Source organism: Streptomyces similanensis (assembly GCF_039543625.1).
GTDB classification, from domain to species: domain Bacteria; phylum Actinomycetota; class Actinomycetes; order Streptomycetales; family Streptomycetaceae; genus Streptomyces; species Streptomyces similanensis.
This window is the reverse complement of the sequence record NZ_BAABKC010000065.1, coordinates 1-12778: the sequence shown is the minus strand read 5'-3', so window position 1 is coordinate 12778 and position 12778 is coordinate 1. Positions and strand designations below refer to the sequence as shown.

At 72.7% G+C, this 12778-nt stretch carries 11 protein-coding genes, 1 tRNA gene and 1 riboswitch; of the genes, 9 read left to right on the top strand and 3 right to left on the bottom strand.

The genetic code is table 11. From position 1 onward, the window contains the following. Nucleotides 1–4 precede the first annotated feature (4 nt). A tRNA-Leu gene (locus ABEB07_RS22055) sits at nucleotides 5–88 on the bottom strand. A gap of 39 nt (nucleotides 89–127) precedes the next feature. Further along, nucleotides 128–595, bottom strand: a complete 468-nt coding sequence (gene bcp / locus ABEB07_RS22050) for a thioredoxin-dependent thiol peroxidase (RefSeq protein ID WP_176149139.1) — start codon at nucleotides 593–595, stop codon at nucleotides 128–130. 129 nt (nucleotides 596–724) lie between these two features. On the opposite strand from bcp, the gene ABEB07_RS22045 reads away from it, so the two are divergent. From ABEB07_RS22045 to ABEB07_RS22035, 3 genes are all read left to right on the top strand, one after another. Continuing rightward, on the top strand, nucleotides 725–1054 hold the full coding sequence (locus ABEB07_RS22045) for a DUF3618 domain-containing protein (RefSeq protein WP_176149138.1): 330 nt from the start codon (nucleotides 725–727) through the stop codon (nucleotides 1052–1054). A gap of 42 nt (nucleotides 1055–1096) precedes the next feature. Then, nucleotides 1097–1453: a GroES family chaperonin gene (locus tag ABEB07_RS22040; protein ID WP_164588914.1), complete on the top strand. Its 357-nt coding sequence runs from the start codon at nucleotides 1097–1099 to the stop codon at nucleotides 1451–1453. A gap of 71 nt (nucleotides 1454–1524) precedes the next feature. Further along, nucleotides 1525–1588: riboswitch (guanidine-III (ykkC-III) riboswitch) on the top strand. Between the two features lie 62 nt (nucleotides 1589–1650). Then, a complete protein-coding gene (locus ABEB07_RS22035; protein ID WP_164588913.1) occupies nucleotides 1651–1971 on the top strand; it encodes a DMT family transporter in 321 nt (106 codons plus the stop codon). A 65-nt stretch (nucleotides 1972–2036) separates the two neighbouring features. On the opposite strand, the gene ABEB07_RS22030 is transcribed toward ABEB07_RS22035, so the two are convergent. Next, complete coding sequence (locus ABEB07_RS22030; RefSeq protein ID WP_425589054.1) at nucleotides 2037–4544, bottom strand: transglycosylase domain-containing protein; 2508 nt, start codon at nucleotides 4542–4544, stop codon at nucleotides 2037–2039. Between the two features lie 989 nt (nucleotides 4545–5533). On the opposite strand from ABEB07_RS22030, the gene ABEB07_RS22025 reads away from it, so the two are divergent. The 6 genes from ABEB07_RS22025 (at nucleotide 5534) to ABEB07_RS22000 (ending at nucleotide 12637) form a co-directional block, all read left to right on the top strand. Then, nucleotides 5534–6334 (top strand): ABC transporter permease, encoded by an 801-nt coding sequence (locus ABEB07_RS22025; protein WP_345669933.1) that lies wholly within the window; start codon nucleotides 5534–5536, stop codon nucleotides 6332–6334. After that, nucleotides 6327–7202: an ABC transporter permease gene (locus ABEB07_RS22020; RefSeq protein WP_345669932.1), complete on the top strand. Its 876-nt coding sequence runs from the start codon at nucleotides 6327–6329 to the stop codon at nucleotides 7200–7202. The genes ABEB07_RS22025 and ABEB07_RS22020 overlap by 8 nt, the downstream gene beginning before the upstream one ends. Nucleotides 7203–7220: 18 nt before the next feature. Beyond that, the gene (locus tag ABEB07_RS22015) at nucleotides 7221–8324 is read left to right on the top strand and encodes an ABC transporter ATP-binding protein (protein ID WP_345669931.1); all 1104 of its coding nucleotides are present in this window, start codon (nucleotides 7221–7223) and stop codon (nucleotides 8322–8324) included. 33 nt (nucleotides 8325–8357) lie between these two features. Further along, a complete protein-coding gene (locus tag ABEB07_RS22010; RefSeq protein WP_345669930.1) occupies nucleotides 8358–9311 on the top strand; it encodes a DUF1707 SHOCT-like domain-containing protein in 954 nt (317 codons plus the stop codon). Between the two features lie 227 nt (nucleotides 9312–9538). After that, nucleotides 9539–10966, top strand: coding sequence for a DUF445 domain-containing protein (locus tag ABEB07_RS22005; protein WP_425589051.1), 1428 nt, complete (start codon nucleotides 9539–9541; stop codon nucleotides 10964–10966). 177 nt (nucleotides 10967–11143) lie between these two features. Next, nucleotides 11144–12637, top strand: a complete 1494-nt coding sequence (locus ABEB07_RS22000) for an MFS transporter (RefSeq protein WP_345669929.1) — start codon at nucleotides 11144–11146, stop codon at nucleotides 12635–12637. The last annotated feature ends 141 nt before the right edge of the window (nucleotides 12638–12778 follow it).

The window sequence follows — 12778 nt, the reverse complement described above, 5'->3', positions numbered from 1 at the left end:
TGCGTGCGGCCGGAGGGACTCGAACCCTCACGGGAGTTACCCCACTGGGACCTAAACCCAGCGTGACTGCCAGTTCCACCACGGCCGCCCGGCGCTGCCCGGCCATGCTACTGGCCGGGCAGACGCCTCAGACGCCCAAATCCTTGATGATCTTGGCCACGTGGCCCGTGGCCTTGACGTTGTAGAGGGCGCGTTCGACCTTGCCGTTCTCGTCCACGACGACCGTGGAGCGGATGACGCCGGTGACCGTCTTGCCGTAGAGCTTCTTCTCGCCGAAGGCGCCGTAGGCCGCCAGGACCTTCTTGTCGGGGTCGGCGAGGAGGGTGACCTTCAGGGACTCCGTCTCGCGGAACTTCGCCAGCTTCTCCGGCTTGTCGGGGGAGACGCCGATGACGTCGTAGCCGGCGCCGGCCAGCAGGTCGAGGTTGTCGGTGAAGTCGCACGCCTGCTTGGTGCAGCCGGGGGTGAGCGCGGCCGGGTAGAAGTAGACGATGACCTTTCGGCCCTTGTGGTCGGCCAGCGACACCTCGTTGCCGTCGGCGTCGGGGAGGGTGAAGGCGGGGGCCGCGTCCCCGGGCTGGAGTCGCTCGGTCATCGAAGTTCGTCTCCTCGTCGTGCCAATACCGTGTCGGTCCGAGGGTAACCGGGGGTGCCGACCGTGCGGTCGCGGCAAGAGCTGACAGACTGTCCACAACAGGCAGCAGTTGACATCGGAGGCGGTACGGTGGCGGACACGGCGGACACCAGGACCCCGGCTGAGATCGAGGCCGACATCAGGCGCCGGCGCGAGGTACTGGCCGAGACGCTCGACGAGATCGGCGTGCGGGTGCACCCCAAGACGCTCGTCGGAGACGCCAGGGCCAAGGTCGCCGCCAACGTCGACCACACCCTCGGACGGGCCTATGTGCAGGTCAACCGGGTGGTCAGTGATGTACGGGCGCAGTTCGTGGACACCGAGGGCGCGCCCCGTCTCGAGCGGATCGTGCCGGTCGCGCTGCTGGCCGTCGGCGTGGTCGGGCTGCTCACCCTGAGCAGTCGCAGGCGCCGGGGCTGACCCACCGCGTACGGACGTGCTGAAGGCAGGTAGGTTCGAGGCGTGAGCGCCAACAGAAACGAGCACAGCACCCACGACGACAAGCTGCCCATCCGGATGCTGCACGACCGGGTGCTGGTCCGGCAGGACACGAGCGAGGGCGAGCGGCGTTCGGGCGGCGGCATCCTGATCCCCGCGACGGCCGCGGTGGGCCGCCGCCTGGCCTGGGCGGAAGTCGTCGCGGTCGGGCAGAACGTACGGACCGTGGAGCCGGGCGACCGGGTGCTGTACGACCCGGAGGACCGGGCCGAGGTGGAGGTGCGGGGCACGGCGTACGTGCTCATGCGCGAGCGTGATCTGCACGCGGTGGCCGCGGACCGGTTCGAGGGGTCGGAGGACTCCACGGGGCTGTACCTGTAGCCGGTACGTGCGGCGAGTGAGCGTCCGAAGGGGCCGGTGACCATCGTCACCGGCCTCTTCGGCGTGGTTTTGCTAGCCTCGGAAGGGAGCCCGACGAGACGCGCCGTACCGGGATGCAGGCAAAGACGACGCACCCGTTGTCCGGCAGCGGTCGGCCCGAGCGGCCGGCCGCCGTGGTTGTCTCGGAGGTGCCCGTCGTGGCCTGGGTTCTGCTCGTCGTCGCCGGTCTGCTCGAAGTGGGCTGGTCCATCGGCATGAAGTACAGCGAGGGTTTCACCCGGCTGGTGCCCAGTGTGCTCACCGGCGCCGGGATCGTCGCCAGCATGCTGCTGCTGTCCTACGCCGCCCGTTCCCTGCCCATCGGCACCGCCTACGGCGTGTGGGTGGGCATCGGGGCGGCCGGTGCGGCGGTGCTCGGCATGGTGGTGCTGGGGGAGCCGGTGACCGCCGCCCGGATCTTCTTCGTGTGCCTGCTGCTGGTGGCCGTGGTGGGGCTGAAGGCCACCTCGGGCCACTAGATCACCGGGTCACTGGATCGACCAGGTCACCAGGTCACAGGGGGCCCGAGGCGGTGGCCCGGGGGCTAGAGGGCTCCCGGGCCGGCGCCCGTCGTCGTCGCGCCGTCGCCGGTCGTGCCGCCGGCCCCGTCGGCGCCGCCCGTGGTGGGGGTCCCGCCGGGGTTGCCGCCCGCGCCGCGCCCGCCGCCCCCGCCTCCGGCGTCGCCCGTGCCGCCGTCACCGCCGCCGGTGGGCGGGGTGCCGCCCGTGCCGCCCGCGCCCCCGGCGCCCGTCCCGCCGTCCGTGCCCGGGGTGCCGCCACCGGCGCCGCCGGTGGTCGGGGTGGGAGAGGTGGAGCCCGTGGTGCCGCCCTGGCCCGCGGTCTGCCCCTGCGTCCCGCCCTGGTCGCCCTGGCCCTGGGTGTCCTGGCCGGCGCCCGTGCTCGGGCTGGCGCCGTCGTCCTGGCCGTCGTCGCCCGGCGTCGTCGCGGCGCCGCTCGGCGGGGCCTGACTGGCGTCCGCGCCGGGCTGGAGCTGGAGGTCGAAGTCGTCGGCCTGGGTGCCCTTGAGGGCGTCGCCCATGAACTGCGCCCAGATGCTGCCGGGCGCGCCGCTGCCGTTGACGCGGTCCAGTCCCATCGCCCCGTACAGCGACTTGTGGGCGGCCGTCACCGGGTCCTGGCCCATCACGGAGACCACGGTGGCGAGGTTCGGGGTGTAGCCGGCGAACCAGGCCGCGGTGTCCTCCTCGGCGGTGCCGGTCTTGGCGGCGGCCGGGCGGCCGATCGCCTGGGCCGGGGCGCCGGTGCCGTTCTGGACGACGCTCTGCAGCACCGAGGTGGTGGTGTCGGCGGCCTGCCGGCTGACGGCCTGGGTCTCGGTGTCCTGGGGCAGCTTCACGGCGTTGGCGCCGTCCTTGGTAATCTTCTTGATCATCGTGAAGACGCCGTGCTTGCCGTGGTTGGCGAGGGTGGCGTACGCCTGCGCCATGTCGACCACGCTGGCCCGGGCCACGCCGAGCGCGATGGACGGGCTGCTGACCAGCTCCGGGGTGTCGCCCGGGACGCCGAGGTCGATGGCGGTCTTCTTCACCTTGTCGGAGCCGACGTCCACGGCCATCTGCGCGTACACCGCGTTGACCGACTTGTCGGTGGCCTCACGGACGGTGATGTCGCCGTAGGAGCGCTGGTCCTCGTTCTCGGGGGCGTAGGAGCCGCCGATCCAGCCCTGGACGGGGCGCTTGTTGGTGCCGTCGTAGAGGGTGTTGGGGGTGATGGTGCGGCCGTCCGTGGTCCGGGCCTCGTTCTGGACGGCGGCGGTGAACACGAACGGCTTGAAGGTGGAGCCGGCCTGGAAGTCCCGGCGGGTGGCGTTGTTGGTGAACTGCTTGAGGTAGTCGATGCCGCCGTACATGGCCACGAGTTCGCCGGTCTTCGGGTCGACGGCGGCGCCGCCCGCGCGGACGTAGGTGTCGACCTTGCGGTTCTTCTTGTCCAGCTTGCTCATCAGCTGGTCGTCGACGGCCTTCACGAACGCGTCCTGCTTGCTCTTCTGGATCGTCGTCGTGATCCGGTAGCCGCCCGCGGACAGTTCGTCCTCGGTGAGGATCTTGTTCTGCGCGAGGTAGTCCTTCACCGCGCGCACGAGGTAGCCGCGCTGTCCGGACATGCCGGTGGGCACCGTGGCGTCCTTCGGGCTCGGGAACTTCATCCCGGCCCGCTCGGAGGCGCCCAGCCAGCCCTGCTTGACCATGCCGTCCAGGACGTAGTTCCAGCGGGCCAGCGCGGCCGACTTGTTCTCCGGGTGGGCGACGACGTCGTACTCGCTGGGCGCGTTGACCAGCGCGGCGAGGTAGGCGGCGCGGGCCGGGTCGAGGTCCTTGGCCTTGACGCCGTAGTACGCCTGCGCGGCGGCCTGGATGCCGTAGGCGTTGCGGCCGAAGTAGCTGGTGTTGAGGTAGCCGCCCAGGATCTCGTCCTTGGACTCCGTGCGGTCCAGCTTGACCGAGATGAAGAACTCCTTCACCTTGCGGGTGACGGTCTGCTCCTGGCCCAGGTAGTAGTTCTTCACGTACTGCTGGGTGATGGTGGAGCCGGACTGCTTGCCCTTGCCGGTCGCGGTGTTCCAGCCGGCCCGCAGCATCGCCTTCGGGTCGACGGCGGACTCGGTGTAGAAGTCGCGGTCCTCGGCGGCCAGTACGGCGTGCTGGGCGTCCTTGGAGACCTGGTCGAGCGCGACGTTCTCCCGGTTGATGTCGCCGTCGCGGGCGATCTCGGTGCCGTCCGCGTACAGGTAGACGTTGGCCTGCTTCATCGCCAGGGCGTTGGCGGGCGGGATCTTGACCAGGGAGTAGCCGACGAAGAACGCGCCGATGATCAGCAGTGCGACGGTGAGGACGCCGCCGAGCACCATCCGCCAGGTCGGCAGCAGCCGCCGCCACCCGGTCCGCTTCCGCTTGGCCTTCTTGGCGGCCTTCTTGTCCTTCTTGGACTGAGCCTTCGACTGGCCGGACTGGCCGGACTGGCCGCCGTCGGCGGCGGCCTCGGGGGAGGCGGTGGTGCGCACGGCCGCGGCGGGCCGCGAGGCGGCGGCCAGCTGGGTGGTGGGATGGTCGGTGGGGCCGCTGGGGCCGCTGGGCCCGCTGGGGCCATCGGGGCTGGAGGAGCGGGTGGGCCCGTTGGGGCCGGTGGTGTGGGCTCCGCTGCCGTGGGCGGTACGACCGGCCGGTCCGGCACCCGAGGGTCCGGCGCCCGCGCCGGCGGCGCTCGCCGCGCCGGCCGCGCCCGTGGCGCCCGCCGCGCGTCCCGCCGGGTTGCCCGGGGCGCGTCCCGCCGGGTTGCCCGGGGCGCGTCCCGCCGGGCCCCGGCCGCCGGAGGTGTTCGTGCCCCAGGTGATGCCTCCGGTCGCGGCCCGGGTGCCGGGACCGCCGGCGGTGTCCGCGTCCGGCGTACGCGCGTCCGGCGTACGCGGTTCAGGCGTACCCGAGTCCGGCGTACCGGAGCCGGCGCCCCGCGCCGGTCGCGGCTTCCGCTGGGGCAACTGCGCCTTGCCCTGATCCTGACCCTTGTCCTGGCTCGGCCCCTTCGGGCGGTCCTGGGCCCGGGGGACGGCCTTCGTCCCGGCCTCCCCCTCGTCCCGCGCGGCGGGCCGGTCCCCGGCGCGCTCCGCCGCCGACGGCGCTTCCCGCTCCGCCCGGCCCTCGGCCGAGCCCTCCGCCCGGCCCCGGTCACGGCTCTCGCCCCGGTCGCCGTTCCGCCGACCGGATCCCTGGCCCTCGCCCTGGCCGTCACCCTGGTCCCGAGCCTCCGGCTCGGATCGCGGCTGCGGCTGCGGCTGCGCCTCGGCCTCGGGCTGTGCCTTGGCCTTCGGCTGCGGCTCGTCGCTCATGTCGTGCACGGACTCCTGTTTTCACGTCGTACGTCGCGGTACGCCCTCATGCGCTTCTGCGCCCCCGGATGAAGACTCACGCACCACGCGTTCCGTTCCCGTTCCCGGGCATGTGGTCCGGAAAATGCGTGGCACGTCACGCCGCGCGCGCACTACGCTCCTGCGCTTCGTGTCGACGGACCTTGTGGAGGCGTGACGTGGGCGCTGGGCGGTTGTACGCGGCCGTCGCGGCGGGGGGATTCAGACGGTACGCGACCTATCGTGCGGCCACGTTGGCCGGGGTGTTCACCAACACCGTGTTCGGCCTGATCCTGGTGTACACCTACCTCGCGCTGTGGGACGAGCGGCCGCATCTGGGCGGTTACGACAGCGCGCAGGCCGTCACCTTCGTCTGGCTGGGGCAGGCGTTCCTCTCGACGCTCGCGCTCGGCGGGGGCGGCGTCGAGGACGAGCTGATGGAGCGCATCCGTACGGGTGACATCGCCGTCGATCTGTACCGGCCGGCCGACCTCCAGCTGTGGTGGCTCTCGGCCGATCTGGGCCGGGCGGTGTTCCAGCTGGTGGGGCGCGGGGTGGTGCCGTTCCTGTTCGGGGTGCTGTGCTTCCCCGCCGCGCTGCCCGCGGACCCGGTGACCTGGCTGGCGTTCGCCGGCACGCTGCCGCCGGCGATGCTGGTGAGCTTCGGCATCCGGTACCTGGTGGCGCTGAGCGCGTTCTGGCTGCTGGACGGGGCGGGCGTGGTGCAGATGGCGTGGCTGGCCGGGTTCTTCTGCTCCGGGATGCTGCTGCCGCTGAACGTCTTCCCGGGCGTCCTGGGCGAGACGGTGCGGGCGCTGCCGTGGTCGTCGCTGCTCCAGGCCCCGGCCGACGTGCTGCTGGGCCACGCGGACCCGCTGGGTACGTACGCCTTCCAGGGCGCGTGGGCGGTGGCGCTGCTGGCGGCCGGGCGGCTGGTGCAGTCGCTGGCGACCCGGCGGGTGGTGGTGCAGGGTGGCTGACCCCGTCGACGTCACCGGCCCCGCCGTAGGGGCGGGCCTCACCCGTACGGAGCAGCGCGGCCGGCTGCGTGAGGGCCTGCGGGCCTACCGCCTGATCGCCGGCATGTGGATCCGCTCCACGATGGCCTACCGGACCTCGTTCGCGCTGACCACGCTCGGGAACTTCGTGGCGTCCGCGCTCGACTTCGTGGCGATCCTGCTGATGTTCTCCCGGGTGGACGCGCTCGGCGGCTACCGCCTGCCCGAGGTGGCGTTCCTGTACGGGCTGAGCACCCTCTCCTTCGGGCTGGCCGACCTGGCGATCGGCTCGATGGACCGGCTGGGCCGGCGGGTGCGCGACGGCACGCTGGACACGCTGCTGGTCCGTCCGGCGCCGGTGCTCGCGCAGGTCGCCGCCGACCGGTTCGCGCTGCGCCGACTGGGCCGGGTGACCCAGGGCCTGCTGGTGACGGGCTACGCGCTGGCCGGGCTCGACCTGCACTGGACGCCGCTCAAGCTGCTGCTGATGCCGGTGATGGCGCTGAGCGGCGGCGGGATCTTCTGCGCGGTGTTCGTCGCGGGCGCGGCCTTCCAGTTCGCCGCCCAGGACGCCTCCGAGGTGCAGAACGCGTTCACGTACGGCGGGACCACGCTGTTGCAGTACCCGCCGACCGTGTTCGCCACGGAGCTGGTGCGCGGGGTGACGTACGTCCTGCCGCTGGCGTTCGTCAACTGGCTGCCCGCCGCGTACGTGCTCGGGCGGCCGTATCCGCTGGGGCTGCCGGGCTGGACGGCGTTCGCCTCGCCGCTGGTCGCGATGGTCTGCTGCGCGCTCGCGGGCGTCGCCTGGCGGGCGGGGCTGCGGTCGTACCGGAGCACGGGGAGCTGAGGGGAGTCGGAGGGACGTATGGCGAGGGAAGAGCGGGACGGCGGCCTCGCGGGGGACGGCCCCGGCGGGGCGCCCGGCGGGGCGTTCATCGAGGTCGACCGGGTCGAGAAGGTCTTCGATGTGCGCAAGCGGACCGGGTTCCTCAGGAGCGAGCGGCGGCGGGTGCGGGCGGTCGACGCGCTCTCGTTCACCGTGGCGCGCGGCGAGATGGTCGGCTACATCGGCCCGAACGGCGCGGGCAAGTCCACGACGATCAAGATGCTCACCGGCATCCTCACCCCGACCGGCGGCCGGCTGCGGGTCGCGGGCATCGATCCGGCCCGCGAGCGCACCCGGCTCGCCCAGCGCATCGGGGTGGTGTTCGGGCAGCGTACGACGCTGTGGTGGGACCTGCCGCTGATCGACTCCTACCGGCTGACGCACCGCATGTACCGCATCCCCGACGCCCGTTACCGGGAGAACCTCGACCGCTGCGTCCGGCTGCTGGAACTGGGCGACCTGCTGGACGTGCCGGTGCGGCAGCTCTCGCTGGGCCAGCGGATGCGCGGCGACATCGCGGCGGCCCTGCTGCACGACCCGGAGGTGCTCTACCTCGACGAGCCGACCATCGGCCTGGACGTGATCAGCAAGGCCAAGGTGCGGGAGTTCCTGCGCGAGTTGAACGCCGAGCGCGGCACGACGGTGCTGCTCACCACCCACGACCTCCAGGACATCGAGCAGTTGTGCTCGCGGGTGATGGTCATCGACCACGGGCGCATGATGTACGAGGGCCCGCTGGCCGGGCTGCACGAGGCGGGCGAGAGCGAACGGACCCTGGTGGTGGACCTGGAGCGGGAGCTGCCGCCGATCGAGCTGCCGTCGGCGCGGGTGGTGCGGGTGGAGGGGCCGCGGCAGTGGCTGGCCTTCCCGGCGGGGAAGTCGGCGGCGCCGCTGGTGGCGCGGATCGCGGAGCGCTACCCGCTGGTGGACCTGTCGGTGCGCGAGCCGGACATCGAGGCGGTGATCGCCCGGATGTACGGGCGGCCGGGGCCGGGGGCGGCGGAGGGCGCTCCCGGCGGTGCTCCTGAGGGGGCGGAAGGCGCGGTCTCGGCGGGGGACGCGGCGGAAGGCGCGGTCTCGTAGCCTCCGGCGCGCCGAACTCGTAGGCTGCTGTACATGACCGACGCCGTGTCCTTCGAGGGAAACGACCAGCAGCGGCCGGCGCCGCGGGCCGCGCGTCCCGACGCGCGGCAGTTGCGCGCCTCCGACGCCGACCGGGAACGGGTCGCCGAGGTCCTGCGGGACGCGCTCGCCGAAGGACGCCTGGACATGGCGGAGTTCGAGGAGCGGCTGGAGGCCACCTACAGCGCGCGTACGTACGGCGACCTGGAGCCGATCACCCGCGACCTGCCGGACGCCGGCACCGCGGCGGCGCCCGCCGCGCCCTCGGCGCCGCCGGTCTCGCTGCACAAGGAGCCGGTGCGGGACGGGAGTTGGCTGAGCCGGATCACCGGCGGCGAGGGGTCGTCGTCCTGGGCGGTCGCGGTGATGTCCGGGTTCCAGCGCAAGGGCGCCTGGACGGTGCCCCGGCAGTTCAACTGCTTCGCCTTCTGGGGCGGCGGCGAGATCGATCTGCGCGAGGCGAACTTCGCCGACCGCGAGGTCGTGATCAACTGCGTGGCGATCATGGGCGGGATGAACGTGATCGTGCCGCCCGGCGTCGAGGTGGTCGTGCGCGGCATCGGCATCATGGGCGGGTTCGACCACCGCGAGGAGGGCGTCCCGGGCGCGCCGGGCGCGCCGCGCGTGATCGTCTCCGGGTTCGCGTTCTGGGGCGGTGTCGGGGTCGAGCGCAAGCTCACCCGTGCGGAGCGGCAGGCGCAGAAGGAGGCGCGCCGCCAAGAGAAGCTGGAGCGCAGGGCGGAGCGCCGCGAACTGCACGCCGCGCGCCACGAGGACCGCTGGGAGCGGCACCGCGAACGCCTTGAGGACCACCTCGAGGAGCACCGCGAGCGCATCGAGGAGCATCTGGAGCAGCAGCGCGAGCGGCGCGAGGAGCGGCAGGAGCGGCACCGGGAGCGGCGCGAGCGGCAGCGGGACCGCTGGGAGGACCGCGGCCGCCGCTTCTAGCTCCGCTTCCTCCTCCCGTTCCCCCTCCTTGTCCGCCTTCGTGTCTGCCGTCGCGACTGTCCTCGTGTCCGCCTTCGTGTCCGGCTTCATGTCACCTTGTGTCCCTTCTTGTGCCTCTTCCGGGTGATGTCGGGAACTCCTGTTCCGTTCCGGGCGTAGGCCAGGAGGGGACAATCGGGCGCAGACGTACGCGGGACGTGTGCGGGAACGCGGAACGGGTGGAGCGGATGGAACGAAGGACACAGGCGGGCCCCGGCCGCGGCTCCGGCCCCGGCCCGGACCCGGCGGGGGCCGGGCGGAGTGCGGGGACCGGGCGGCGCACCGGGGCGAGCGCCGTGCCGGCGCCGGAGTCCGGCCCGCGCGCGGCGGACGCCGTCGCCGCCCGCCGCGCGATGAACGTGTTCAGCCCCGCCGACGAGGAGCGCCGGCGCGGGGTGCGCCGGATGAAGCTGACCGCGACCGGGCTGCTGCTGTTCGTGGCGGTGGTCTACGTCCTCGCCAAGGTGGCCCAGGACGGCGGCGCCGGCGCCTGGGCGGGCTATGTCGCGGCGGCGGCCGAGGCGGGCATGGTGGGCGCGCTGGCCGACTGGTTCGCGGTCACCGCCCTCTTCCGCCATCCGCTCGGCCTGCCCATCCCGCACACCGCGATCATCCCGACCAAGAAGGACCAGCTCGGGGTGTCGCTGGGCGAGTTCGTCGGCGAGAACTTCCTCTCCGAGGACGTCGTGCGCCAGCGGCTGCGCGCGGTCGGCATCGGCGGCCGGCTGGGCGCCTGGCTGGCCCGCCCGGAGCACGCCGAGAGGGTGACGGCGGAGCTGGCCACGGCGCTGCGCGGCGCGCTGACGGTGCTGCGGGACTCCGACGTGCAGGCGGTGGTCGGCGAGGCGATCACCCGCCGGGCGGCGGTGCAGGAGATCGCGCCGGGCCTCGGCAAGATGCTGGAGCGGATCGTCGCCGACGGCGGCCACCGGCGCGTGGTGGACCTGGTGGTCTCCCGCGCGCACGACTGGCTGGTGCTGCACGGCGACTCCGTGATGGACGCGGTGCAGGGCGGGGCGCCCGGCTGGACGCCGAGGTTCGTGGACCGGAAGGTGGGCGAGCGGGTCTACCGGGAGCTGCTGCGCTTCGTCACCGAGATGCGGGACATGCCGGGCCACCCCGCGCGCGGCGCCCTCGACCGCTTCCTCGCCGACTTCGCCGCCGACCTCCAGTCCGACACCGACACGCGGGCGCGGGTCGAGCGGCTCAAGAGCGAGGTGCTGGGGCGCGGCGAGGTCCAGGACCTGATCGCCTCCGCCTGGACGGCCGTGCGGTCGATGATCGTCGCGGCGGCGGAGGACGAGCACAGCGAGCTGCGGCAGCGGGTGCGGGCCTCGCTGCTGTCGCTGGGCCACCGGACGGCCGAGGACCCCAAGGCGCAGGGCAAGGTCGACCGCTGGGTGGAGGGCGCGGCGGTGTACGTGGTGACGACGTACCGCCGGGAGATCACCTCCCTGATCACGGACACGGTGGCGGGCTGGGACGCCGAGCACACCACCCGCAAGATCGAGGCGCACATCGGCCGCGACCTCCAGTTCATCCGGATCAACGGCACGGTGGTGGGCTCGCTGGCCGGACTGCTGATCTACACGGTGTCGCGGCTGCTGGGGGCGTAGGGCTGCGGCTGGGGGCGTTGGGCTGCGGCTGGTGGGCGTTGGGCGGCTGCTGGGGGTGTTGGACGTCTGCCGGGGGTGCTGGGCGGCTGCCGGGGGCGTCGGGCGATCGCCGGGCGGGCGTGATCCGGCGGCTTCGGGGGCACTCGCATGGCGTTCCGCTCGACGAGGAGGGAGCCCATGGCCACTGCTGAGGCCGCTACCGGCCGTACTGTGACCACGAACATTCCCGCCAGACTCGACCGCCTGCCGTGGTCGCGCTGGCACTGGACGATCGTCGTGGGTCTCGGCACGGTGTGGATCCTGGACGGTCTGGAGGTCACGGTCGTCGGCAACATCGCCAGCCGGCTGTCGGAGCCCGGCAGCGGTCTGTCGATCAGCTCCGGGCAGGTCACGGGCGTCGCCGCCGCGCTGTACGTGGCGGGCGCCTGCGTCGGCGCCCTGTTCTGGGGCCGGATGACCGACCGCTACGGCCGCAAGAAGCTGTTCATGATCACGCTGGCGGTGTACCTGGCCGCCACGGCCCTCACCGCGATCTCCTTCGACGCCTGGTGGTTCTTCCTCTTCCGCTTCCTGACCGGCTTCGGCATCGGCGGCGAGTACGCGGCGATCAACTCCGCGATCGACGAGCTGATCCCGGCGCAGCACCGCGGCCGGGTCGACCTGATCATCAACGGCAGCTTCTGGGTGGGCGCGGTCGGCGGTTCGCTGCTGTCGATCCTCGCGCTGAACACCGACTTCCTGGCCGCGGACGTGGGCTGGCGGCTGACGTTCGCGCTCGGCACCGTCCTCGCGCTGGTGATCCTGCTGGTGCGCCGGCACGTCCCGGAGAGCCCGCGGTGGCTGCTGATCCACGGCCGGGACCAGGAGGCCGAGGAAGTGGTCTCCGGCATCGAACGCGAGATCGAGCGGGAGCAGGGCGAGCCGCTGCCCGAGCCGCACGGCGAGCTGACCATCCACCAGCGCGGCAGCGTCTCCTTCCTGGAGATCGGCCGCACCGTCTTCGCCAAGTACCGCAAGCGCGCGGTGCTCGGCTTCTCCCTCTTCATCGGCCAGGCCTTCCTCTACAACGCCATCACCTTCGGCTTCGGCGCGATCCTGACCAAGTTCTTCGACGTGCCCTCCGGCCACACCGGCTACTACTTCGCCGTGATCGCGGTCGGCAACTTCCTGGGCCCGCTGCTGCTCGGCAAGCTGTTCGACACGGTGGGCCGCCGGGTGATGATCTCGTCCACGTATCTGCTCTCCGGCCTGCTGCTCTTCGGCACGGCCTGGCTGTTCGACCGCGGCTCGCTGAACGCGACGACGCTGACGGCGTGCTGGTGCGCGGTGCTGTTCTTCGCCTCGGCGGGCGCGTCCAGCGCGTACCTGACGGTCTCGGAGATCTTCCCGATGGAGACCAGGGCGATGTCGATCGCCTTCTTCTACGCCCTGGGCACCGCGGCCGGCGGCATCAGCGGCCCGATGCTCTTCGCCGACCTCACCGGCACCGGCAAGGTCGGCGACACGGTCCTCGCCTTCCAGATCGGCGCGGCCCTGATGTGCGCGGCGGGACTGGTGGCCGCGTTCCTCGCGGTCAACGCGGAACGCCGCTCGCTGGAGGACATCGCCGCACCGCTCACGGCGGTGACGGGAAAGACGGGCGTCACACCGCCGTCGTCCAGCGCGGTGTAGCCGTCCGGGGCGGTGTTGTCGTCAGGGTCGGCGCAGTCGGCCGGCGCGGTGTTGTCGTCCGGGGCGGTGTACCCGTCCAGCGCGGTGTTGTCGTCCGGCGCGGTGTGAAGGGGCCGGGGCGCGGTGTCCGGACTCCCGCGG